Source organism: Olegusella sp. (assembly GCF_057238325.1).
The window spans coordinates 1-23,925 of record NZ_DBHHGF010000014.1; the positions used below are offsets into that span (position 1 = coordinate 1).

Annotated in this window: 18 protein-coding genes and 2 tRNA genes; 7 read left to right on the top strand and 13 right to left on the bottom strand. The window is 49.9% G+C overall.

Translation table 11 applies throughout. The annotated features are described in order from the left end of the window. Positions 1-111 precede the first annotated feature (111 nt). The 3 genes from ACO5JD_RS08630 (at position 112) to ACO5JD_RS08640 (ending at position 4,188) form a co-directional block, all read left to right on the top strand. Positions 112-1,695, top strand: a complete 1,584-nt coding sequence (locus ACO5JD_RS08630; protein WP_484989187.1) for a Mur ligase family protein — start codon at positions 112-114, stop codon at positions 1,693-1,695. Between the two features lie 33 nt (positions 1,696-1,728). After that, positions 1,729-2,661 (top strand): HAD-IIB family hydrolase, encoded by a 933-nt coding sequence (locus ACO5JD_RS08635; RefSeq protein WP_484989189.1) that lies wholly within the window; start codon positions 1,729-1,731, stop codon positions 2,659-2,661. Between the two features lie 270 nt (positions 2,662-2,931). Continuing rightward, positions 2,932-4,188: a 5-bromo-4-chloroindolyl phosphate hydrolysis family protein gene (locus ACO5JD_RS08640; RefSeq protein WP_484989191.1), complete on the top strand. Its 1,257-nt coding sequence runs from the start codon at positions 2,932-2,934 to the stop codon at positions 4,186-4,188. A gap of 129 nt (positions 4,189-4,317) precedes the next feature. Here ACO5JD_RS08640 and ACO5JD_RS08645 read toward each other — a convergent pair whose 3' ends face one another. Together ACO5JD_RS08645 and ACO5JD_RS08650 are read right to left on the bottom strand one after the other, a co-directional pair. Continuing rightward, a complete protein-coding gene (locus ACO5JD_RS08645; RefSeq protein WP_484989193.1) occupies positions 4,318-5,508 on the bottom strand; it encodes a toxic anion resistance protein in 1,191 nt (396 codons plus the stop codon). A 335-nt stretch (positions 5,509-5,843) separates the two neighbouring features. Beyond that, the gene (locus ACO5JD_RS08650) at positions 5,844-7,058 is read right to left on the bottom strand and encodes an iron-containing alcohol dehydrogenase (protein ID WP_484989195.1); all 1,215 of its coding nucleotides are present in this window, start codon (positions 7,056-7,058) and stop codon (positions 5,844-5,846) included. 260 nt (positions 7,059-7,318) lie between these two features. On the opposite strand from ACO5JD_RS08650, the gene ACO5JD_RS08655 reads away from it, so the two are divergent. Both ACO5JD_RS08655 and ACO5JD_RS08660 read left to right on the top strand, forming a co-directional pair. Continuing rightward, the gene (locus ACO5JD_RS08655) at positions 7,319-8,464 is read left to right on the top strand and encodes a response regulator receiver protein (RefSeq protein WP_484989197.1); all 1,146 of its coding nucleotides are present in this window, start codon (positions 7,319-7,321) and stop codon (positions 8,462-8,464) included. Further along, on the top strand, positions 8,461-9,450 hold the full coding sequence (locus tag ACO5JD_RS08660; protein WP_484989198.1) for a hypothetical protein: 990 nt from the start codon (positions 8,461-8,463) through the stop codon (positions 9,448-9,450). The genes ACO5JD_RS08655 and ACO5JD_RS08660 overlap by 4 nt, the downstream gene beginning before the upstream one ends. Before the next feature lie 209 nt (positions 9,451-9,659). On the opposite strand, the gene ACO5JD_RS08665 is transcribed toward ACO5JD_RS08660, so the two are convergent. Continuing rightward, positions 9,660-9,911, bottom strand: coding sequence for a hypothetical protein (locus ACO5JD_RS08665; RefSeq protein WP_480254971.1), 252 nt, complete (start codon positions 9,909-9,911; stop codon positions 9,660-9,662). Positions 9,912-10,066: 155 nt separating this feature from the next. On the opposite strand from ACO5JD_RS08665, the gene ACO5JD_RS08670 reads away from it, so the two are divergent. Continuing rightward, positions 10,067-10,141, top strand: a tRNA-Glu gene (locus tag ACO5JD_RS08670). A 67-nt stretch (positions 10,142-10,208) separates the two neighbouring features. Here ACO5JD_RS08670 and ACO5JD_RS08675 read toward each other — a convergent pair. The 6 genes from ACO5JD_RS08675 to mfd form a co-directional block, all read right to left on the bottom strand. Beyond that, positions 10,209-10,814: a recombinase family protein gene (locus ACO5JD_RS08675; protein WP_484989200.1), complete on the bottom strand. Its 606-nt coding sequence runs from the start codon at positions 10,812-10,814 to the stop codon at positions 10,209-10,211. A gap of 278 nt (positions 10,815-11,092) precedes the next feature. After that, positions 11,093-11,177, bottom strand: a tRNA-Leu gene (locus ACO5JD_RS08680). Between the two features lie 90 nt (positions 11,178-11,267). Next, on the bottom strand, positions 11,268-12,278 hold the full coding sequence (locus tag ACO5JD_RS08685) for a Ppx/GppA phosphatase family protein (RefSeq protein WP_484989202.1): 1,011 nt from the start codon (positions 12,276-12,278) through the stop codon (positions 11,268-11,270). Continuing rightward, positions 12,278-13,126 (bottom strand): FtsB family cell division protein, encoded by an 849-nt coding sequence (locus ACO5JD_RS08690; RefSeq protein ID WP_484989204.1) that lies wholly within the window; start codon positions 13,124-13,126, stop codon positions 12,278-12,280. The genes ACO5JD_RS08685 and ACO5JD_RS08690 overlap by 1 nt, the downstream gene beginning before the upstream one ends. Before the next feature lie 172 nt (positions 13,127-13,298). Then, entirely contained in the window at positions 13,299-14,234 is a 936-nt protein-coding gene (gene mazG, locus ACO5JD_RS08695; RefSeq protein ID WP_484989206.1) for a nucleoside triphosphate pyrophosphohydrolase, read from the bottom strand. Positions 14,235-14,269: 35 nt separating this feature from the next. Continuing rightward, entirely contained in the window at positions 14,270-17,755 is a 3,486-nt protein-coding gene (gene mfd / locus ACO5JD_RS08700) for a transcription-repair coupling factor (RefSeq protein WP_484989208.1), read from the bottom strand. Positions 17,756-17,816: 61 nt separating this feature from the next. Here mfd and ACO5JD_RS08705 point away from each other — a divergent pair, with 61 nt between their 5' ends. Continuing rightward, positions 17,817-18,764, top strand: coding sequence for a YitT family protein (locus tag ACO5JD_RS08705; RefSeq protein WP_232204009.1), 948 nt, complete (start codon positions 17,817-17,819; stop codon positions 18,762-18,764). A 116-nt stretch (positions 18,765-18,880) separates the two neighbouring features. Here the strand turns inward: ACO5JD_RS08705 and ACO5JD_RS08710 are convergent, their stop codons facing one another. From ACO5JD_RS08710 to hpt, 4 genes are all read right to left on the bottom strand, one after another. Then, positions 18,881-19,723 (bottom strand): phosphatase, encoded by an 843-nt coding sequence (locus tag ACO5JD_RS08710; protein ID WP_484989210.1) that lies wholly within the window; start codon positions 19,721-19,723, stop codon positions 18,881-18,883. A gap of 41 nt (positions 19,724-19,764) precedes the next feature. Beyond that, positions 19,765-20,955, bottom strand: a complete 1,191-nt coding sequence (locus ACO5JD_RS08715) for a pyridoxal phosphate-dependent aminotransferase (RefSeq protein WP_484989212.1) — start codon at positions 20,953-20,955, stop codon at positions 19,765-19,767. Positions 20,956-21,211: 256 nt separating this feature from the next. Then, positions 21,212-23,185, bottom strand: coding sequence for an ATP-dependent zinc metalloprotease FtsH (gene ftsH, locus ACO5JD_RS08720; RefSeq protein WP_021625152.1), 1,974 nt, complete (start codon positions 23,183-23,185; stop codon positions 21,212-21,214). A 127-nt stretch (positions 23,186-23,312) separates the two neighbouring features. Continuing rightward, positions 23,313-23,864 (bottom strand): hypoxanthine phosphoribosyltransferase, encoded by a 552-nt coding sequence (gene hpt / locus ACO5JD_RS08725; protein WP_035437892.1) that lies wholly within the window; start codon positions 23,862-23,864, stop codon positions 23,313-23,315. Between the last annotated feature and the right edge of the window lie 61 nt (positions 23,865-23,925).

Below are 23,925 nucleotides of genomic sequence, written 5' to 3' on the forward strand. Positions count from 1 at the left end.
AGGGATTTGAACCCCCGACCTTGTGCGTGTAAAGCACCTGCGCTAGCCACTGCGCCAATCGCCCATAACCCGTGTGTTCGCGAGTGCTCACGAGAGTGTATCATGAGATGCATGAATACTACAGTGCTAAATATCGCCGAGTTACTAAAAACTCACGGACTCCTGACCGCGAGCGCCCAGCTCTTTGGCCAAGAAGAGCAGGTCATTACTGGTGCAGACTGCGATTCTCGTGTTGTGAAAGCACATCATCTTTTCATTTGCAAAGGTTTAGCTTTCCGCGCAGCATATCTGACGTCAGCTCTAAAAAAGGGCGCCGTTGCCTATCTTTGTGATGAGAGCCACGCCAAAGAGCTGGCGACTATCGCGCCAGGAATTCCCGCGCTTGTCACTACAGACAGTGGCCTTCGCCGTGCAATGGCGCTTGTTTCAGCGGAAGCTTGGGGACACCCTGACCGCGATCTGAACATTGTAGGCATCACGGGCACCAAAGGTAAATCCACAACTGCCTACATGCTGCGCTACATCCTTGACGCTGGTGCCGATGGCAGAGGTGAACTGGGATCAGCCGCATCAGTCATTGGCTCTATTGCCACCTATGATGGTGTGGTTAATGAGGAGAGCCACAACACCACGCCCGAATCCCCCGACCTATGGCGTTACCTGCATAATGCTTCAACAACTCAACACAGCCCCATGGTGATGGAGGTTTCAAGCCAAGCACTAAAATACGACCGCGTTGACGGACTGAACCTCGACATTGCCTGCTTCCTCAACATTGGTCGTGATCATATTTCGCCACGCGAGCATCCAGATTTTGAGGACTATTTTGCAAGTAAGCTGCGTATTTTTGAGCATGCAAAAACAGCGGTCATAGGGCTAGGCACCGACCATTTGCCCGAGATACTCACTGCTGCTACACATTGCACCAAGCTTGTCAGCTTTGGCGTTGCCAGCACAGACGGAACGGCTCCCAGTACTGCTGGCATCACGGCTGATATCTGGGCTGACCACATCACGCCAAGTGAAGGCACGGTAGACTTTGCTGTACACACACCTGCTTGGACCGCCATTATGCATCTTGGCATGCCTGGCCTCTTTAATGTCGATAACGCCTTATGTGCAATTGCAGTAGCTCAACTGTTGGGCATCAGTCGCAGCCAAATCCGTGCTGGCCTTGCCCGCTGTCGCGTACCTGGCCGCATGGAGCTTTTGAACTCGCCTGATCCGCGCCACGTGGCTGCCATTGTTGACTATGCACACAACAAGCTCTCCTACCAGCGTTTCTTTGCTTCTGTAAGCAAAGAGTTCCCTGGTCGCCGTATTATTGCGGTCTTTGGTGCGCCAGGCGGCAAAGCCCAAGAACGCCGCCAGGAATTGCCACTTGAGGCATCAAAATGGGCGGATGTTCTCATCTATACCGAAGAAGATCCCGCACACGAACGAGTTGAGGATATCAATGCGGAACTGCTTGCCGCAACTCCAGCTGGCCAGCACGCCGAGTCGATCCCCAGTCGACCCGATGCCATCGCCCGTGCAGTTGAGCTTGCCTATGCAGAAAAAACACCTGCTCTGCTTTGCTTGCTCGCTAAGGGAGATGAAACCCGCCAGCACGTAGGCGACGAATTCCTACCCTGCGAGACCGACGAAACTCTCTTTTTACGTGCTATGCATGAACATCTGAGTCAACAATCCTAGTGCTACCATCGTTGCGTCCTAAAGGAGAAATGTATGCCAGCTCTGTCTCTGCCAACGTTCCCCTCTGCCCCCGCCTTGCTTCCTGATTATCTGCAAGAGCGCTTTGGACGCATCAAGCACATCATTAGTGACACAGACGCCACCATGGTTACGCATGGTTCGGCACTCTGTGACTCAGCAGGCAATCCATCTGTCGAATTACCTGAAGCTCTTGTTGCTTTGCAGCGCATTGGTATCGACGTGATTCCATGCACCGGTCGCAGTCGCGCGATGATTCGTGAAGTCGTACGCATGCTAGGACTCCCTGGCTGGATTGGTGAGATGGGCGGCATACTCTGCTTGCATGAGGGCACCACCAGTGATTGGCAGTACTTCACCGCAGACATGTCCTTTGATCCTAACTGCGGAAAAACCCCGCATGAAGTCATCGTAGAGACAGGCATTGTCGAGCGTATGCAAAAGCGCTGGTTTGACTCTTTGGAACTCTACAACGACAACGGCATCGGCTACCAATACCGCGAAGTGTCAGTCGCATTTCGCGGCGCCGTCATGGAAGACGAAGTTCGGCAGATGATGGATGAGACAGGATTACCTCTCTACCTTGCAGATAACGGCATGGTCACGCGTATTACTGGCGACACTATTTTGCCCACCGTTGCAGGCGAGCGCCTTGAAGATGTACATACCTATCACATTACGCCGCGCGGACTCGATAAGGGCTCAGCCGTTGCACGCTACATCGAGCTAATGGGTTGGGATTCTGAAGAGTGCCTAGCTTGCGGAGATTCCCCAGCGGACTGCGAGATGGCAAAACATGTGGGCACCTTCATGCTCATGCGTAACGGCATTAACAATCCAAAGTCGCAGGCAGTGCTTGCAGATGCAACAAACGCTTTTGTATCCACTCGCCCCTCAACAGATGGTTGGTGTGATATGGCAAATCTGCTAGCTGCGCTTCATTCATAGCTCTGCGACTTCTTGGCTAAGCAGAGCTATGCTCTTCTTAGCGATTGATTTGCTTGATGGTTGTCTTCCTTGGCGGTTACTCTGCTTGTCCGTGTGACAGTGCATTGTTGCGAAATATTGGAGTTTTGCTTCTTAAATTTAAACTTATGGAGTCATTTTCTGCTGGGCATGATTAATGACCTCAACTGCCATAAAATAAAGGCACTGCGTCATGGTGATGCAGCCAGCTCACTATTAACGCCAGCTCCGCTGACAGCTCAAAGAGGAACTATGACCAACAAGCAGTCTACTGAAGAAACGCCAACATACGAGACACCAGGTCCTGGCTATCCGCCCCCTCCTGATATGCTCGATAGCCTCAACGACCTAGGCTCAACCGTTATGGGTAAGGTTAACGAGGCGGTCGAAGCCGCCGACTTTGCCGGCCTTTCGGCATCCGTTTCACATTCAATCAAGTCCGCAAGCGCCTCATTTTCGCGGGCTTTAGCAGGTCCTAGCCCATACATAGTACGTGCGCGCAGCAAAAAGACTAGTGCTATGGCAAAAATGTTTGGCTTTGGCTATTTGACAGGCATAAACGGAATAGTAACTTTAAGCAGTATCTTTGGCCTGTCTGGAGAATCCCTTATTCCAAGCCTCTTTGCCAGCGTTATTTTTGGTGGATTTACCTATTTGTTTGGCAAGCTTACAAGAAGCGCCTATCGCGAACGCAAATTACATCGATATCTTGAAAGACTTGCTCGTATTGCCAGTACGCGACAAGCATTAAGTCTTGAAGAGATTGCCCTTCAAACGGAGAGCTCTATCGGCGATACCACAAAAATGGTGCAGACAGGTATTTCTCAGGGCTATATTCCTCAAGGTCGTATTCGTCAGTCCATGGATGGCAAAACGGTTTTATATTTAACCGATCACGCTTTTAAAGAGGCGGGCGGCAAAGATTTGCCAAAGACAAAGCAAAAAACTTCTGAGCGTGTAGCTGCGCGTAGCAAAACTGCAGCTCCCGCTCCTGAATCCATCAAGCAGAACACCAACAATGGCACTACAGACAACGCAAGTAAAACTCCTATCAATCCAAAAGTGGCCGATGCAGTGGCAAAGGGCAAGGACTATATTCAGCGCATTCATTTGGCCAACGACATCATCGAAGAAAAGGAGATGTCGGACAAGCTGGATGTACTTGAAGAAAATGTGCGCCGTATTACCGCACGCGTTAATGAGCGTCCCGATACGGTCGATCAACTCACGCAGTTCCTCAACTATTATCTGCCAACCACAGGCAAGCTGGTGGATGCCTATGCCGACCTCGACAAGCATGATGAGCATGGCCCCAATGCTGAGGCCACGCGCAGGGAAATAAAGACCACCATTGATGTTATTAACGAGTCTTTTAATAAACTTGCAGATGACCTGTTGCAGGATGCCGCATGGGATCTACAGGGTGACATGCATGTACTGCGTACTATGTTGACCCAAGATGGCCTTGCTGATGACCACGGTCCCCGTGCTGATTCACACCCTCTCTAGGATCACTATTAGCTCAAGCAATATAAAAAGCAATGCAAAAAGCTGGGCACCCAAAAGTACCCAGCTTTTCTTTTAGTGCAAAGGAACATTCCTCTAGCTGTAAAGGAGCATTCCTCTAACGCGAAGAATCTAGTGTGATGAAGCCTCAAGGAGTTTTTGCTTGAGCGCGCCTTCAATCTGGGCAAGCTCGGCTTCAGCAGCGATACGCTTCTCGTGACCTTCCTTCTGAATAGCCATAACCTCATCAAGTGTCGACATGAGCTGCTCATTGGTGTGGCGTAGAGTCTCAAGATCAACGATGCCACGCTCGGACTCCTTTGCCGCTTCTACGGTAGCGACTTTGAGCTGATCGGCGTTGCGCTTAAGCAAATCGTTGGTCATCTCGGACACTGCACGCTGGGCTTGTGCCGCCTGAGTGGCATGCTGCACACCCAAAGCAATGACCATCTGGTTTTTCCACAAAGGGATAGTATTAACAATGGTGGATTGAATCTTTTCAGCCATGACAGCATTGGAGTTTTGCACCAAGCGGATCTGCGGGAAGGTCTGCAAGGCTACTTGGCGCGTGAGTTCCAAGTCGTAGACGCGCTTCTCAAAACGGTCACACTGCTGCGCCAAATCGCGCGCGGCCTGAGCATCTTCTGCCAAACCACTTGCCTGCGCCTTTGCCTGAGCTGCGGGCAAATCCTCCGTACGGACCTTTTCCAGCTTCTGCTTGCCTGCAAGCACATACATTGTTAGCTCTTTGAAGTAGGTGACATTGTAATCATACATATGGTCAAGCTGATCGACATCTTTAAGCAACTGAATCTGGTGTTTTTGCAGCTCGTTCGAGATGCGCTCCACATTATTTTCTACTGTGGCATAACGAGCTTTGAGCTCCTGCAGTTTGTTGCCCTGCTTTTTAAAAAAGCCCAAGAAACCTTTTTGGTCGGTCTCCTCGGGGTCAAAGCCCTTAAGATCAACGATGAGCTGAGTAATCTCGTTGCCCACATTTCCCAAGTCCTTGGTACGAACGGATTCCAGAGTACGATCAGAGAAGTCAGCCATCTTTTTCTGTGTACCAACGCCATATTGCAAAATTGCACCAGATTGAGCAAGGTCAATTTTGCCTGCAAACTCATCGACCTGCTTACGCTCGGACTCAGACAGCATCGAGTCATCAACGTTAATGGTTGCGAGCGGCGTCACCGCAGGCGCTGGCTGGCTCAGATTGGTGCCAAACTCAAGCGTAGGCGCACTTGGTTCTGGAATTGTTGTCATGGGAGCCTGACTCATCTCGTCGCCAAACTCAAGGATAGGGCTTTCATCCACTGCCATATCGGAACCTTTCTCTGAGAGCCTCAAAGCAAAAATCGCTTGAATTGTGCTGGATACAGTATGCCCCGTTCGGCGACTCTTGTGCAGCTCAACTCGGTAGATGGGACACATTGTTAATACTGGCGCCCGCTCACTGGCTTACTGAAACACTTGTCGTAAAAGTTACCGAAAGAGTTACTGAAAAAGCCACCGCGAGGGTTGCTGCAAAAGTTACCACACAAATTACCGCACGGACTACTGCACGAACTGGCCGCAAAAAAACCAGCCGCACCCACAAAGGATACGGCTGGCACAATTACGCGAAGCTTCGCGCGTCACACAACATGACGAGTAGCTTAGAACTCCACGGGCAGGTCGTAGTAGACGCACTTGAGAAGCTGCTCCATCTCCTCCTGGGACGGCTGGCGAGGGTTGGAGCCAGTGCAAGCGTCGGCGATTGCGTTCTTGGCAACCTCGGGAAGCTTCTCAAGGAACTCCTTCTCGTCGATGATGGAGGTCTCAGCCTTGACGCCACCCTGGCCGTAGTTCTTGATGGCCTGAGGAATGTCGAGTTTGTCATTCAGATCGCGGATGTACTGCACGAGAGCAGCAACGAGCTCTTCGTTGGTCTCACCCTCGAGATGCAGAATCTCCTTTGCCACAAATGCATAACGCTCAGCAGCACGCTCGTCCTTGGCGTTGAACTGGATGACCTTGCCGAGGTACATAGCGTTTGCGCAACCATGGATGATGTGTCCACCAGAGAAAGCGGCGCCCGTCTTGTGAGCCATGGAGTGAACAATACCAAGCAGACCAGAGGAGAATGCAATACCAGCGATGCACTGGGCGTCGTGCATGTGCTGACGTGCCTCCTTGTCGCCCTTGTAAGAGACAGGCAGCCAGCTGGTGATCTCGCGGATACCGTGCAGAGCGTTGCCGTCGGTGTAGCAAGAAGCAACGGTGGAAACGTAGGCCTCGATGCAGTGGGTCAGAGCATCCATACCGGTGTGTGCGCAAAGCTTTGCAGGCATGGTGTAGGTGAGCTCAGGGTCAACGATTGCGACATCGGGGGTAATCTCGAAGTCAGCAATGGGGTACTTGATGCCCTTCTGGTAGTCGGTAATGATCGAGAATGCGGTGACTTCGGTCGCAGTACCAGAGGTGGAGCTGATTGCGCAGAAGTGAGCCTTGGTGCGCAGAGTGGGCAGGCCAAAGACCTTGCACATATCCTCAAAGGTGCACTCAGGATACTCGTACTTGATCCACATTGCCTTTGCAGCGTCGATGGGGCTGCCGCCACCAACAGCGATGATCCAATCGGGGCCGAACTCAGACATAGCCGCGGCGCCCTTCATCACAGTCTCGACGGAAGGGTCAGACTCGACGCCCTCAAAGAAAGCAACCTCAAAGCCAGCCTCTTTAAGGTCAGCCTCGATGTCCTGCAGGAAGCCGCCACGACGCATGGAGCTACCACCAGAGACGATCATTGCCTTGGAACCCTTGAAGTTCTTGACCTCGTGACGAGCGCCCTCGCCAAAGTAAAGGTCGCGGGGATTCGTAAACCTACCCATTGTTGTTCCTCTCCTCTAGGCCGCATGCAATGCGGCAAATATACTTGCAATCCATATCAATTTTGCTACGGATTGTTTTGCGGAAACCCATAAGTCCGCAATTACTCACAGTCTAGCTTGTCTCTGATATTTTCAGAATCATTGCATAATTTTGCTCGGTTACAGAATAATATGCTTGTCTACCGAATACTTCTTGATTTATATAAATGTACAAAGGATAGTAGACATGTTGACTAGAATTTGCATCTGAGGGGGCGGAAATGTCATTTGATGCCCATGCCGAAGACTACCAGAGATTAAAACTGCGTTTGGCACAAACACTCAATTCTGCAACTCCTACAGAAGTACAACAAGCATATGACGACTTTGACAAGCAGTTTGTGCAATCGCGGGATGCTATTCCCCAAACTGACAATGACCGCGCATTCAATCTTGTGGCGCGTGCAGCAACTTTGATTGACCGTCAACTCCCTTTTTTGGAAGAAAAACATGCACGCGAGATTATCGACCGAGCACACGGATTGCTTGCCGAAGCAGTGTCACTGGATCCGCACAACGCTGATGCCCGCCGCATGATTGCCGCATCCGAACAGCCAGGATTTGACGCCTTTTACCAGTGGCTTGATGCCGGAGAAGCTCAGGTGCGCGAGCAATGCCACAAGCAGCGCGTACACGCCGGAGACGATTTGCCCAAACCTTTGCGCGAACTTGCAGAACATCTGACAATGAGGCCATATTTCCGCTGGCTAGCGACAATGACATCACAAGCGGTCATCTGTGGGCGCAATCGTGAGGCACTAAGGCTTTGTGCCAAATCACTAGAAGCCGACCCGCTCGATATGGGAGATGTGCGCTGCACTGCAGCTATCGCTTTTGCAAAACTCGAGGATTCCAATGGATTTGCTGCACTTGAACAAAGTTTTGCCGCCACTCCACGCAATGGTGGCGGGCCCAACGCTTGGCTTTCCATTGGTCGAATGGCACTCGCATACAAGCAGTTCGACTTTGAAACAGCAAAATCGGAACTTCAACATGTCATAACTACCTATCCGCATGCAGCAGCAACCTTTATTCGTCAGCACGAATTGCCCGATGGTGTATTTGCACGACTACCAGTAGCTCCTGGCAGTGAGGACGAACTTATTGTGGCACTATCCGAAGCAACCGTACTTCTGCAAGAAGGACGTGAACAGGGCGCACGCGGACCCTTTGGTTTGTGGCTAGCCGAAACAGCCACTGAAATGGCTCCTTCCCGTGAGGCGACAGAAATTGCCCAAGCTCAGCAACAGGCAGAGGAGCGCTTCCGCCTACTGAGCGATCTTACCAATAATCAGGGCAACTCCAATAAGAACGATTCTGGCGAGGGTAATGACAGTTCCCGTAAACCCAAAGGAGGTGTGCAGTGAAAACCCATGAAGAACTGATTGCTCGTCTTGCTCAAAGACGCAGTGCCAAGCTTGGAAACCTCTCAAAAAGTGGATTTGAAGAGCTGCTACGTGCCGTCCAAGCAAAGCCCAAATCTTTTATAGATGATCCCCGCGATGAAGCATTTTCATTATTGATCGATGCTCTTGAACGCTATGAAAAATCTGCTGAGAACGCTGATTTTATCGATGCAGATGATGCTTTCTTTGCTGCACACAGCCGTAGGCTCAATCGCCTTATCTCCGATTGTGATCGTGCACTCGCCATCGATGAAAACTGCGCAGATGCCTCTTTGTGCAAGCTGCTTGCCCAAGACTTACAGGGTGATGATCTCATCGAAAAGCTCATCACATTGCGCCAGAATCTAGCGCATAACATAGAGTCCGAACCACTTCTCGGAACTCATGATGATAACGAGGATGTCTGGGACGACGTGTTTACACATGGCATGTTGAGGGTTCAATCAGCTTTTAGTCGTGCGCTTTTTGATACCGCACGCTACAGTATGGCTGAAGATGCCTGTAGACAATTACTCGATATGGCGCCGAGCGATATGCTCGGCGCACGCCATACCTGCGCTTTAACCCTAGCCCGCCTTGAAAATGAAGAGGCTTTTGATGAGCTTGATGTTCACTATAGCCGCCATGGCGATTCATGGTCACATCTTGCCCGCGTGATTTTGCTCTTTAAGCTCAATCGAATTTCTGCAGCAAAACGTGCTTTGCTTGGTTACTCAAACCTCGTTGAGGGCGGCGCTTACGCACTACTGCGGCCTGTGCTAGTAGATACCTACATTCCCGACCGCCCCGAACTTCCTGCCTGCAGCTTTTCGGAAGCAACACTAGCCGCACACGAAGCAGATCCCATCATTGTAGATACACCAGATTTGGTGCCTTGGGCAGAAGAAATCCCACAGATAAACTCTGCCGCTCGCAATTGGGCCGAACAAAACGGTTTTGACTGGTGAGTATTTACACAAGCAGTGACGTCCGAACAGGAAGTTTTCCTTTCGCCTGAGTGTGCGGCTCAATTGAACTACAACTGTTGGCGTTTACGCATTTTCCGCCGAGTTGGCTGTTTTTGCTCGATTGGTGGAGCTTGATAATCAACCGACGAAAATCAGGCTTAAGTAATTCTCTTCAAAACAAAAAGGTAGAAAAATTACTACCCCTAACTTTACATTCCCGTGCGTTTTCGCCACTCTTCGCGGAACTCCTCAACCTCTTCATCTGTCGTGCGGTGTGTTGGAGTTAATCCTTCTTTGCGGAATTGTTCGCGGATTCTTGCATGGTTTTCCTTGTTTTGCTTTTCCAGCATTCGATTAAAACGATAACTCTGAATTGCCCTATATATGAAATAGGGACTAATCAAAATCACGCCGACGATTCCAAGAATGCCCATCCATGCAAGATACTGTACATATGTCATAAGAAATCACACCTTTGAAAATCAGTGCTTATTCGTAAAATCATTTTAGTCAATCTACACAAATGCTAAAACTCACATTGAAAATAATGGGGCAAAAAAATCTTTCATTCCTGTACTACCAGTACAGCGACGTGCATGGTATACTCTTTGACCGCGTCCCCATCGTCTAGCGGTTAGGACACCGCCCTTTCAAGGCGGCGACACGAGTTCGAGTCTCGTTGGGGGCACCATTTTTGCACTGCTTACCGCCTCCGGGCGGTTTTTTCTTTTAGAGTGTACTTTGACGGATATTTCTGTTTATAAGCAGAGTTTTTTAACTTTATCATAAAAATAACTACGACTGACGCCCAATATTGATAACGCTTCGTTGAGCGTTATTTTTTTGCTACGCCAAGATGAAACAACCTCGGTAAAATTTTCCGGGATAGGAATACCAGGATTACCAAACTTCACACCACGTGCTTTTGCAGCAGCAATGCCCTGAGCTTGCCTTCTTCTGATATCTTGTCGCTCTTTTTCAGCCACATAGGATAGAATTTGCAGCACCAGATCAGCAACAAAGGTTTTCGTAAGATCTTCTTTGGCTAAGGTACTTCTAGTATCGAGAATGGGCATATCCAACACGACAATATCAACCTGTTTTTCTTTGGTAAGAATCCTCCACTCGCCAAGAATTTCTTGATAATTTCTACCTAGACGGTCTATTGAATCAATAAAGATGACATCGCCTTCCAAGCATTTATTAACCAGCCTTTGATAAGCTGGTCTTGAAAAATCCTTACCGCTTTGCTTGTCAATAAATAAATTGTTTTCTAATATACCCATTCTCCTTAGAGCATCTTCCTGCCGTTCTATATTCTGATCAGCGGAGGAGACTCGAATATAACCATACTTAGTGCCCATGACACACCTAACTTTCCAATATGTTTATCATAACAAGAATTGATTAGCTCACTCTAATTAGATGATGAACCATGTGCCAGTATGACAGGCTATCATGTGTCAGTACCTGTTAATCGTGTGCCAGTGCACACCCCTGTATTAAAAAATTTGGAGGCTGAGAATATTAGATAAAAAAGAGGACCCCTGCACACTCATCGTGTTAAACAGAAGTCCCCAAAGCCTTGAGTTCAGGCAAAAATAAAGACATAGGTGATTGTATCATAACCTACGTCTTAATATGGTAGGGGCGGTGGGACTCGAACCCACAAGACCAAGGTCGGCGGATTTTAAGTCCGCTGCGTATGCCAATTCCGCCACGCCCCCATATATACAAGAACAACGCCTGAGGCAAAAGTTGTGTGGCAGATATTATAACAAGCCAAATCACAGAGTGAGTTCCAACTTTGCACAGATTTAGTCGAAATGAGTAAAGTTGGGTCTCCAACCCACAGCTGTCGTCTCTTCTCGAATAACTGCGTCTAGCGTCAAGGACATGCCAACAAGCAAATCTGATTCACTTACTGTCAATGTCTCACAGCCCGTCTGTTTCATCAGCTCGCTTATAGCAACGCTGCCCGCAAGAATAACTGGCGCACGCTTTGTTTGCAGACCAGGAAGCTGTGCTCGCTCTTCCACAGTCAGGCCTGCAAGTTTTTCCTCTAAAGCACAAACCTCCTGATAGCCAAGCTCACCCAAATGCACGCGCGCGCTATCATAGGGTTCCAATTCAAGCGTCATTGCCACAAGCGAAGTCGCCGTACCACCACAAGCAAGCAATTTTTCTACCTGCAAATGTAAGGTATGTGCCTCTGCAATTACGGGTGCAAATTGTTCTGCGGCAAACTCATGCGCTGCACGCAAATCCTCCATACGAGCTGGCTCATGCTGGGAAAAATAGCGGTCGGTCAATCTACGACAGCCCACGTTGGTCGAGCGCACCAGCCCCATATCAAGTCCCGCTGCCGACAACACTCCCCAAGCAAGCTCGGTTGAGCCACCGCCATTATCTGCTACCAATAATTTGTGAGCAAAAAAATCCTGAGCAACACCCAAGAAGGTCAGTTGCCCTTCAACTTCACCGGGAATCACTTGAGGAAGAAGACCCAAGGCCTGTAGACGGTTCAGCAGCTCGTCAGAGTTGTCCGCATCACGAGCGGCACTCGTAAGTGTGCACACCGCACACTCTGCCCCAGCCTCTTGAGCTGTCGCAACATAAGCAGCAATACACTCACTTACATGATTGATGGCTGCAGAATCTAGCCTACCTGTCTTATCCACTCCCATACCAAGGTTGACAATGGTAGATTGCTTGGTGAGCGACACTACACGCCCCTTGTGCACTCGAGACAAAGCCAGACGCGCTGTCACCGTACCGATATCAATAACTGCCAACAGGCGATCAGCAGTATCCCCATCTGTAGCCATTAGCCTAAATCCTCCCTGTGATACTGGAAGATAAAGTCGAGAAATTTTTGCTGAAAAGACCCCGTATTGATGGTTTTGGTCTCCTCAGTTGGCTTGCGCGCATCCTGTGCACTTACGGTCTCGTTGCTTTTTTTGCTATCGCCACTGCCATCTAGGCCCTCAACCACAACACCCGTTTCGCCCTGATTGACATAGCCGCGCTTGCGCGCTTCGTCCTCAATACCTTCGCTTGTTTGTAGACGCTCAATATCACCCAACAACTTACCGTTTTTATCTTTGAGCTGCGCGTAGTGAGCTTTGAGATCCTCCTGAGTACGACGAGCCACATAATAATCACGCAAGGGAGGATACACCGCAAAGAAAAGCAAGACAGCGATTGCAAGCGCAATACATCCTTTAATGCGTCTGGGCGTTGCCGTCACAAAACCAACAATACGCGCAAGAATGCTCTGTCTTACAGAAACGCGCTCTTGGCGCTTTTCTTGCCTCAAGCTCTGCTCTGCTCTCGCGCTACGACGCGTAGGCGCACGCGTATCGCCCTTGGAACTCATGCCCGAAACACCCGAATGAGGAGCATCCGTCTTGTGTTTATGGAAGGGAAGAGAGGGCCTAAAACCCACGCTAGAACGTTTGGAGCGTTTTGACTGGGACGTATTAATAACCTCACCAGGCAAAATACGACGTGGCCCCTCGGGCGGAAGTTCGTCTGGCGAGATTGGATTGTTACATGTAGGGGTTTTTTCAGACTCAGCCTCGCGCTTCGCCGCTGCACGGCGCGCGCGATCACGCTCGTAGGGATTCGAACTGCTGTAACGCAATCCGGGTAGCTCGATATTGCCCTGGCTCATGTCTGCTGCTTCGTTTCTGCATCGTATTTGACCAGCCGTCGCGAAATTCGTAACTCGCGATATGTTCATTATGCCGCAGCCACACGCCGTATTGTGACAAAGTTGAAAGACTAGACCATTTTTCCAAGCTCACACCAAATCAATCGTCACAATATGACAAAGGAAAGCCATACTATGTGCGCTCTTCTTGTTTGCTCTGCAACCAAAGATCCTCAAGTTGAGCAGCAGAAAGCTCAGAAATATCCTTGTCATTAGCTGTCGCAAGTTCTTCCATGCGAGCCCAGCGACGGCGAAACTTGCGATTGGAAGCGGCAAGTGCTGACTCAGCATCAATACCCTGCCAACGCGCAACGTTTACCAACGCAAAAAGCAAATCGCCAAATTCCTCAGCAGCAGCTTCGCTCCCCTGCTCTTCCGCCTCAAACTCTGCACGCTCTTCAGCTACCTTATTCCAGACGCCTGCCAAATCGTTCCACTCAAAGCCAGCCTTTGCCGCTCGTTTTGAGATCTTTTGAGCTTGCGCAAGTGCCGGTAAGCTCATCGGCACAGAGTCAAGGAGGCCTTGCTTCGCGTCAGCCTCCCTGGCTGCTGCTCGTTCATCTTGCTTTACACGATCCCAGATATCGAGTACCTTTCCTGCAGAATCCACCGCACCCAGTGCCGCTGCATCGCCAAAGACATGAGGATGACGGCGTATCAATTTTTCGTTGAGTTCACGACACACATCATCAATATCAAAAAGGCCGCCATGACCACCCGACATACCACCATCCGCGGCAATCTGTGCGTGAAGCAAAACTTGTTCGAGCACATCTCCCAGCTCCTCGCGCAGATGAAGCTCATCATCATCCTCGATGCATTGCACTGCCTCGTAAGCTTCTTCGATCATATTGCGCGTGATGGAATGATGCGTTTGCACCTTATCCCAAGGACAACCATCGGGCTGGCGCAATCGCCAAATCATGCGCACAAGACGGTCGAATTGTGGATGTGTCGTGGGAGCACCTTCGCGTCTGGCAATCTGTTCATCAATAGTCTTTGCAAGACCAGCACTATCGTCAGCGATACGAGTGGATCTTTGCACACCCTCTCTGTGTTGCTTTGTCATAGCTACCTCTCTATATGCAGATACGTTACGCGACGCTATTGCTCATCTTCTTCCACTTCATCATTGCCACCAACTGCTTCAAGTACACCCAGTGCAGCAGGCATGACCTGTTCTTCCGACTTGTGGAAGGGGTAGATGAGTTTGCCTGTCTGGGGATAATAGAGTCCCCGACGCTCACGCACACGCAGTGACATTTCGCGGCTAAGCTTGATACCGATATAAGTCAGCTTGCTTGCTGCCAAAGAAACTGACGTTACGCCCAAACGTGACGCACGGATACGAATGCGTGCACGGTCAAAAAGATTTTTCGCGGCCACAGGCATTGCACCATAGCGTTCCTCAAGCTCAATTTGCAGCTTATCAACCTCAGCCAATTCTTCGGCGCCTGCCAGTTTACGGTAGGTCAGTACACGACGATCAACCTCAGGCACATATTCTTCCGCTAAGAAGTAATCCGCAGGCAAATTGATAGCAACTTCGGATTGAGCAAGATTCTCTTCGCTCGTCTCGCCCCGCGCTTCAGCAACGGCCTGACCAAGCATCTGTGTAAAGAGGTCAAAACCAACACTCGACAAATTGCCGTGTTGTTCTGCGCCCACAAGCGAGCCAGCACCGCGAATCTCCAAGTCGCGCATAGCAATTTTCATGCCACTACCAAGTTCTTGATACTCATTGATTGCGGTTAGGCGGTCGGTTGCCTCGGGGGTTAGAGGCTGCTCAGGCGGGAACATAAAGTAGGCATAAGCCTGAGTATGCCCACGCCCGACGCGGCCCTTAAGCTGATACAACTGCGCCAAACCCAAGCGCTGTGAGTCTTCGATAATCAAGGTGTTGGTATGTGGATTGTCGATACCACTCTCGATGATAGTTGTCGCGATAAGAACATCAATGTCATGCGCTTCAAACTCCATCATGACATCCTCAACCTTAGAAGATGTCATCTTGCCGTGCGCCACACCAATGCGCGCCTCGGGCGCCGCTTCCATCACACGAGCAACCGCATCGCCAATAGTATGCACGCGATTTGATACGTAATATACCTGTCCCTTGCGTGCCATTTCCTCACGTATCGCCGCTGACACCACATTGGGATCATACTCCCCTACCGTCACAATAACCGGCAGTCTACCAGGAGGAGGCGTCATGATAAGACTCATATCACGCACGCCGCTCATCGCCATTTGCATCGTACGTGGAATAGGCGTAGCCGAGAGCGTGAGCACATCAACTTGCTCTCGCAGGTTTTTGAGCTGCTCTTTGTGTTGGACACCAAAGCGCTGCTCCTCGTCAATGATAACAAGGCCGAGATCATGGGGGTTAACATCTGCCGATAGCAGGCGATGCGTTCCGATAAGCACGTTGACCTTACCCTCTGCAAAGTCCGCTATGACACGGCGCGTCTTTGCGGGCGTCACAAAGCGCGATAGCACGCACACATTCAGATCAAAGGGAGCAAAGCGAGCAAAGAAGGTCTCATAGTGCTGTTGCGCCAAAATCGTCGTAGGACACAACACCATGACCTGCTTGTCATCTTGGCAGCACTTAAATGCAGCTCGCAAAGCAACTTCAGTTTTGCCAAAACCTACATCACCACAAAGCAGGCGGTCCATCGGACGATTGCTCTCCATATCTGCTTTGATGTCAGCGATGGCGGATTTTTGATCGACTGTCAGTTCATAGGGAAAATTCGCTTCCATATCAAACTGCGCTGGCGTATCTGGTGCAAAGGAATAGCCTGCAACGGTTGCGCGACGTGTATAAAGATCCACCAAGTCAAAGGCGAGCTTTTTTGCTGAAGCGCGCGCCTTGTTTGTCGCACGACTCCAGTCGGCAGTATTAAGTCTTGTCAAGCGTGGAGAAGCACCGTCAGCACCCACATAGCGTGTCAGACGATCAGCCTGCTCTATAGGCACAAACAACAAATCGCCCGCAGCATATTCCAGACGGAAGAAATCCGATGGTGCGCCAAAGTCGCTTCTACGCTCAATCGCAGCAAAAAGCGCAACGCCATGGGTTTCATGCACCACATAGTCCCCCGGCTTAAAGGGAAAGCTCACTTCTGTAGGATCAATGTGACGACTGCGATGGCGTTTGCGCTTGGCTGTACGCGAAGTTAAGTCAGACACAGAAAGCAGTGCGAGACGAGCCGAAGGCAATACAACGCCTGCAGGCACAGGTGCATCAATAAAATTCACCATGCCAGCTTTGAGCGGACGGGCTGACACATTGGCATCAGGCGACTCTATTGGCACTTGATTTTCGGGATCAGCACCAAGTGTTTCGCAAAAAGCAATATGCTCTGCTGAGAAGGTCTGCTCCAATGCTTCGCGTGCACGACGATCGGGCATAGCAAAAAGCACAGTACTACCGTTACTCAGTAACTCGCGAACACGGCCAAGCAAACGCGTATCTGTGCCCGCAATGCTAGGCTGCTTAACTTCAATCTGAGCGGTTACCGTACCCCCAGCACGAAGGATGGACGAGAGCGACAAGCGTTGTTGCTTACCAAAATCTAGGTCACGAGGCGCGGTATAGAGTTCGGAAATATCAATACGCTTGGCATTGGCTGTGGCGCTCACCTCTTCATAGCTGCGCATACAATCATCAAACAACGCACGAGGCTCCGCAAGAACAACCAGCATATCTTTACTCATGTGCTCCAGCGGGCTGCTCGTTTTGCCGTAAAGCTGGGGCAGGTAACGTTCAAGCGTTGGATCAGCCGCACGCTGCTGGATAAGCTCCAAGTCAGCCGCAATATCGGTTGAATCTTGCGCAGCGTTATAGAGTGCACGGCTAGCATTGGCAACCGTACGGTCAGTAAGTGCCAGCTCACGGCAGGGTGCTACCGTTACACCTTCGAGTTCGCCAATGGTTTGACCTGTTGAGGCCACCATGCGACGCACACGGTCAATCTCATCGCCAAAAAACTCAATACGAACAGGGCTGGTAGCCTGGGCTGGAAACACATCAATCGCATCACCATGCGGATAAAAGAGACCAGGAGTATCAACTTGCCCTGCTTCTCCAGCATCGGAATAACCCATGCTTACAAGAATGCGGGTAGCCTCACCAAACTCAACTTCATCGCCAATATCAAATCTTGCACTCGCAAAATAATCCGAACCATACGGTGGCACACGACGAAGTAAAGCATGAGCACTCGTCACCACAATAACCTGCTCGCCCACAGAAAGTTTGGCTACTGCTTGGCAGCGCGCCCCAATTACTGCTTGATCGGGTTGCTTGTCAGACCATGGGTAATCACGCCGATCGGGATAGCGCAAAACACGCTCTTGCCCCAACCAAGCAGCAAGCGAACGAGCGGCAAGATCAGCCGCATCCTCACCTGGCACTACAAAAAGACAGGGCCTTGGATTTTGCGCCCATAGTGCTGCCACCATCAATGGACGTGCAGACTGCGCAACCGCAAGCGTCGCGTCTTGACCAGCGCACAACTCCTGCAAAAGAGGTTTTAATTCAGGGGCAGCCAACAGCCGCCGAGAAACACGATTTATTAGCATGGAAACATGGTACCATTCGACGAAAGCAGCTATAGGCAGGACGACAGAAAGGAACGAAATCTTGAGCGGTAAGCTCACTGATAAGGCACTGGAATTCGCGCGCTACCGAAGTGTGCGCAGGATAGTCACCAGCATTGCCGTTATATGTTCTGCTCTGCTTCAGGCTTTTGTATTGCAAGTATTTATCCGCCCTTCGGAGCTCTTGTCCAGCGGCTTTACAGGACTTGCAATTCTCATAGACCGCATTGCTGCCTTGGGCGGTTTTTCCTTTCCAACTTTTGTGGGTATGATCGCGCTCAATATACCCGTTGCTCTTATATGCTGGCGACACATTTCACATCGTTTTGTTATTTTTTCGAGTATGCAAGTCGTACTTGCGTCAATGTTTTTGCAGTTGTTGCACTTTCAGCCATTGATGAACGAAACTGTGCTCAATGTTGTTTTTGGCGGAGTGTTATACGGTCTTTCTATCGCAATCGCACTTAAGGGTGGTGCATCTACCGGCGGTACCGATTTTATTTCTATGATGGTGGCAAAACGTACCGGCAAGACCATTTGGTCTTATGTTTTTGCAGGTAATTGCCTTATGTTGGTGATTTTTGGATGGCTTTTCGGCTGGGAAAACGCTGCATGGTCCATCGTTTTTCAGTATCTTTCAACTCATACCATCTCGGCTTTTTATCACCGCTACGAACGCGTGACTTTACAAATTACCACTCGCCTACCCATGCAGATTCTCACTGCCTACCAATCGCACTATCGCCATGGCGCTTCCGTAATGAATGGCTACGGTGGTTATTCACATAAAAAGATGTGGATGATTACTACTGTAGTGTCCGCATATGAGCAGGACGAAATCATACATCTCGTCCGAACAGTCGATCCTCGTGCAGTAATCAACGTTATGCGTACCGAAGCCTTCGTCGGAGGTTTTTATCGTGGCTCAATTGACGAGCCTGTACCTGCCGCATTGCCTCGCGATGATGGTGACATCACGATTGAGGGTTAATAGCAATCAGGGATTGCGAGCTTCACTACCCCACAATCCCCAAATATACTTTTCCTGAATCCTGCTCTGACAAATTTGTCGTTTGTTTTTAGGGCTCTGCGTTGACCCCAGTCTCTTTATGCAGGCGGAATAATTGTGCCCGCCAATGCAAGACCCGCATCACTCAATGCCTGCTCAAAGGCTTTGGCCGAACGTGTTGCAATCAACTCAGCTGGAAAATCAATCTCATCTAAAAGCATGGGAGCCTGCTGCAAACGGCCCACGGTATAGGCTATATGTGCGTCAGTATTGACAGCAATCTGCACACCCATCTCAGCGCAACACTCAGCGATCTTGCGGCAATTATTGCGCACATTAGGGTTGTAATACGAAGCAAAGCTATGCTCATTAATTTCAATTACCTTGTGCAAATCGTGTGCCACTGTCAGCAGCTCGTCAACATCAAACGGCACTCCTGAACGACCTGTATGCCCCAAGATAAAAACTTTGGGATCTTCAAGTGCATGTATGTACATTTCTGTCGCCTGTGTGATGCTCGCATTTTCGGTAAAGACTTTGCCGTGCACACTGGCGATAACGTAGTCGCACTCCTCAAAGGCATATTCCTTAAGTGTCATCGGCTTGATAGGAGTGTCAACTATGTTCTTGTCATAGGTCGTATCCCAACCAAACAAGTGACCATCAAGATCAACAATATCCGCCTCGCAACCATGCAACAAACGCACGCCATGCCAGTCACGCGGCCAGCAATGGAAATTAGCAAAATATTGAAAATTGCGGATATTACGGCTCTCAAACAGCATGTCTGAAAAGTGCTCAGTGATGCCTAGTAGCTCCAAGCCACGATCGGCTGCCGCACGCACATTTTCCTCGACTGTCGAATAGGCATGACGGGAGTAGACGGTATGCGTGTGCGCATCACAAGCATAGCGTCGCTCCTGCGTAGATGAAGCTACCATACTTACTTACCCCTTATCTTGCTCGAATGACAATCGCTGACTTAGCTGTCCTGCTCGTAACTTTCCTTGAGCTGCTTCCAAGCAGACATCGAATTAACAATGGTCTCATAGCTCACACAATAACCTAAACGCACCCAGCCCTTGCAACCAAAACTAGTGGAAGGCACAGGCAACAGTTCAAAGGATTTTGCACGCTCAAAGAAAGCTTCATCATCAGGTTCTAGCGCCTGAACCCATAGATAGAAAGCTCCTTGTGGCTCGATAAAGTGATAACCCAACTTGGAAAGACCTGAGGTGAGGGCAACGCGATTCTTTGCATAAGCATCAACATCTGCAGGCAGCTCAACGCAATCTGCGAGCACGCGCTGGAAAAGCGCTGGTGCGCAGACAAAACCCAGCTTACGACCAGCTCCCGCTACTGCAGGCACAAGATAATCGTGATCGGGGTTTGACTGAGGCACATACACCCAACCAATACGCTCGCCTGGCAGTGATAACGCTTTGGAATAGCTATATGCCACAATGGTGCGCTCATAATAGCCAGGAACCCAAGGTACCATTGCACCATAAACAATTTCACGATAAGGCTCATCAGAAATCAGATATATTGTGCTGCCATACTCCGCCTCTTTGCGCTGAAGCACACCCGCGAGATCGGCAAGATTGTTGGCAGAATAAACGGAACCTACAGGGTTATTGGGTGAGTTAACAATTATGGCTTTGGTTCGAGCCGTAATAGCTACCTCAACTGCCACGGTATCAATTTGGAAGTTTTTTTGGTTTGCAGGAACCTCGATACAAGTAGCACCTGCAGTCTCAATCCACACGCGGTATTCGGGAAAATACGGAGCGATTACGATAACCTCGTCACCGGCGTTGACCACGGCATGCAAGCTCAGTGTTATTGAGGCTGCAGCACCACAGGTTAGATACAAATCAGCAGCATCTGCTGTGCATTCGTAGCGACGCGCAAGGGACTCGGCAACTTTTTCGCGCACAAACAGCAGGCCGTTGCCAGGAGTATAACCATGCAGCTGCATGCTTGGGAGTTCGAGTGCACGCTCAATCGATGCCCGTACCTCAGCTGGAGCGGGGACTGAAGGGTTGCCTAGCGAAAAATCAAAGACTTTTTCGGCACCAATCTTTGCCTTGCGGGCAGCACCATATGCAGCAATTTCGCGGATGGAAGATTTGGAAGCACCAAACGAGTAGCTTTGTTGGTTGATAGTCATGCGAATCCCTTCTGACGGCGCATGTAACTACCATTGTAGTCTCTTTACTTTGCACTGCCATGTGCCTTGGTCTTGTGCTCAATACCCTCACGAAGCTGGGATTACTTACTTAGATATGAGTATGCTTTTCTTTGTCGTAATAAAACTACCCCCAGAAATCCGCAGTTAGAAAGCTTGCGGATTTCTGGGGGCGATGTTTTCTACTACTTCTGATACACATCTGCCTAATTACGCATCAGAGACAGGACCCATCTTTTTACTCATGAGTATTGTCATCAAGCAAAGAGCTGTTTTCGGATCCGAGAAGATAATCTGTACTGAGTCCAAGATCAAGACCAGGGATTGAAGAATTTGCAGCAGCAGCCTCTTGAGCGGAATATTCATCCCAAGTCCCCGCCAAAAGTGCATCCAGCACGGGACCCTCGACTGTTTCACGCTCCAACAAAACCTCAGCCATTTGATCCATCTGTTTGCGACGGGCACTCAGCACCGCGGTTGCACGATCATGTGCTTCGCGCATAATGCGCTCCACCTCATCATCAATACGCTTAGCCGTTTCCGCAGAGTAGTCCTGCTTGTCAGCCAAATCACGACCAAGGAATACCTCATGCTGAGCCTCGCCAAATACCTGAATACCGAGCGAATCACTCATGCCATAACGCGTGACCATGCTACGCGCAAGCTTGGTTGCACGTTCAATATCATTGCTAGCACCCGTAGTAATATCCTCACAAAACAGCTCCTCAGCGGTACGGCCACCAAGCAGTGTTGCCAAGTCGTCCAGCATGGCATTGCGCGTCTGCAGGAAGTGATCTTCCTCAGGAAGCTGCATCGTATAACCCAGCGCCTGACCACGGGGAATAATCGTAATCTTGTGTACGGGGTTAGAGTTTTCCAGTACATGACCAACCAGTGCGTGGCCAGACTCATGATAAGCAATGGTTTTACGCTCTTGTTCGGTCATCACACGCGTACGGCGCTCAGGACCAGCAATAACGCGTTCCATAGCTTCCTGAATTTCTGCCATACTTATTTGCTCCTTGTGTAGGCGAGCAGCAAGCAGAGCAGCTTCATTCATAAGGTTGGCCAAATCAGCACCCGAAAAACCGGGGGTCAGTTTTGCGATGCGTTTGTAATCAACATCTTTAGCTAAGGGCTTATTAGCGCCATGTACACGCAGAATTTTTTCGCGGCCAAGTACATCGGGCCTATCCACCGTCACCGTACGGTCAAAACGACCTGGACGCAACAAAGCTGGATCCAAGACATCGGGACGGTTGGTCGCAGCAATCAAAATAACTGCGGTATTGTCCTCAAAGCCATCCATTGCCACCAACAGCTGATTTAACGTCTGCTCGCGTTCGTCGTGTCCGCCGCCCAAGCCAGCACCGCGCTGACGTCCTACAGCATCAATCTCGTCGATGAATACGATTGCAGGGGCTGCAGCTTTTGCTTGTTTAAACAAGTCACGCACGCGGCTCGCGCCAACACCCACAAACATCTCAACAAAGTCCGAACCTGAGATGGAGAAGAAAGGTACGCCCGCCTCACCGGCAACTGCCTTGGCAAGCAAGGTCTTACCCGTTCCTGGAGGCCCAACCAACAGTACACCATGGGGAATCTTGGCACCCATTTTTTGATAACGTTCTGGCTCTTTGAGAAAATCGCGAACCTCTTTGAGCTCCTCCACAGCCTCATCAATGCCTGCTACATCACTAAACTTTGTCTTGGGTCGTGACTCTTCCGTAGTGAGTGCCTTGGTCTGACCAAATTGCATCGACTTGCTATTCTGGCTGGCAATTTGCCTCATGAAGTACACAAAAACCAGCACAAGCGCAACCGTTGGCAACACTGACACCAAAATCGTCTGCAACAGCGAGTCATCCCTTGTGTCAACCTTAAACTCCACTTTGGGATGCTTTTCCATCAGATTGTCTAGGCTGTCAGCACCCACGTAGTAGCTCTTAAACTGGCTAAGTTCCTTGGTGTTGCCTTTAACCTTTTTGTTGGAATGATACTTACCAGTCAGACTACCGTCCGCCGTCTTGTAGGTAACCTCAACTACACGATCTTCCTTTACCGCAGCCACAAACTGACTGGTAGAAAGTGTTTCTTCTTTTGCCGCAGAGCTTAGGTTATTGAACATACCAAAGGCAAGATACGCGCAAAAAGCCAACGCAACAATAAGATACGCAGGACTAATACGACGACCATGACGCGGGTCAGGCATCCCATTAAACGGATCTTCTGGAAGGCTTGGCTTACGCGGATCGTCAGGGAAATGATGTTCTGACACGAATAAATCTCCTTACTAAAACGCGCTCGAAACTTTGTCCCGACGCGTCCCAATGGTAAAGCTACTCGCCATAAACCTCGGGTTTGAGCACACCAATATAAGGGAGGTTGCGATAGCGCTCAGCAAAATCGAGACCATAGCCAACAATAAATGAATCGGGCACATGTGTACCTACATAGGTTGGAGCAACCGCAGGCTTTTTGCCCTCAATATCCTTAACCGCAAAGGTAGCCACACGCACTGATGCCGGATTGCGCGACTGCAGCATACGGATCAGGTAACTCAGCGTCAAACCAGAATCCAAAATATCCTCAACAATGAGAACATCACGGCCTTCAATCTTGGTATCGAGGTCCTTAACAATGCGCACAACACCAGAGGACTTCACACCATCGCCGTAACTTGACACAGCCATAAAGTCGACCGACATCGGACACTCTATTGCGCGAATCAAATCAGCGGTAAATACAACCGCTCCACGCAGCACAGCCACCAACAAGGGGTTTTTGCCCTCATAGTCCTTGGTAATCTCGGCACCCATGCGGGATACGATACTACGAATATCATCCTCGGAAAGCAGAACGCTCTCGATATCAGGATGTTGCTCTGCCATGATTTCCTCCTATCTTCTAGTTGTTGCCTTTTCAGGCCGAATATCGAATGCTTGTCGAGGC

Bases quoted from the DNA above. Each gene is read 5' to 3' on its own strand.
- ACO5JD_RS08630 (WP_484989187.1), top strand. From the start codon at position 112: ATGAATACTACAGTGCTAAATATCGCCGAGTTACTAAAAACTCACGGA.
- ACO5JD_RS08635 (WP_484989189.1), top strand. From the start codon at position 1,729: ATGCCAGCTCTGTCTCTGCCAACGTTCCCCTCTGCCCCCGCCTTGCTT.
- ACO5JD_RS08640 (WP_484989191.1), top strand. From the start codon at position 2,932: ATGACCAACAAGCAGTCTACTGAAGAAACGCCAACATACGAGACACCA.
- ACO5JD_RS08645 (WP_484989193.1), bottom strand. From the start codon at position 5,508: ATGGCAGTGGATGAAAGCCCTATCCTTGAGTTTGGCGACGAGATGAGT.
- ACO5JD_RS08650 (WP_484989195.1), bottom strand. From the start codon at position 7,058: ATGGGTAGGTTTACGAATCCCCGCGACCTTTACTTTGGCGAGGGCGCT.
- ACO5JD_RS08655 (WP_484989197.1), top strand. From the start codon at position 7,319: ATGTCATTTGATGCCCATGCCGAAGACTACCAGAGATTAAAACTGCGT.
- ACO5JD_RS08665 (WP_480254971.1), bottom strand. From the start codon at position 9,911: ATGACATATGTACAGTATCTTGCATGGATGGGCATTCTTGGAATCGTC.
- ACO5JD_RS08675 (WP_484989200.1), bottom strand. From the start codon at position 10,814: ATGGGCACTAAGTATGGTTATATTCGAGTCTCCTCCGCTGATCAGAAT.
- ACO5JD_RS08685 (WP_484989202.1), bottom strand. From the start codon at position 12,278: ATGGCTACAGATGGGGATACTGCTGATCGCCTGTTGGCAGTTATTGAT.
- ACO5JD_RS08690 (WP_484989204.1), bottom strand. From the start codon at position 13,126: ATGAGCCAGGGCAATATCGAGCTACCCGGATTGCGTTACAGCAGTTCG.
- mazG (WP_484989206.1), bottom strand. From the start codon at position 14,234: ATGACAAAGCAACACAGAGAGGGTGTGCAAAGATCCACTCGTATCGCT.
- mfd (WP_484989208.1), bottom strand. From the start codon at position 17,755: ATGCTAATAAATCGTGTTTCTCGGCGGCTGTTGGCTGCCCCTGAATTA.
- ACO5JD_RS08710 (WP_484989210.1), bottom strand. From the start codon at position 19,723: ATGGTAGCTTCATCTACGCAGGAGCGACGCTATGCTTGTGATGCGCAC.
- ACO5JD_RS08715 (WP_484989212.1), bottom strand. From the start codon at position 20,955: ATGACTATCAACCAACAAAGCTACTCGTTTGGTGCTTCCAAATCTTCC.
- ftsH (WP_021625152.1), bottom strand. From the start codon at position 23,185: ATGCCTGACCCGCGTCATGGTCGTCGTATTAGTCCTGCGTATCTTATT.
- hpt (WP_035437892.1), bottom strand. From the start codon at position 23,864: ATGGCAGAGCAACATCCTGATATCGAGAGCGTTCTGCTTTCCGAGGAT.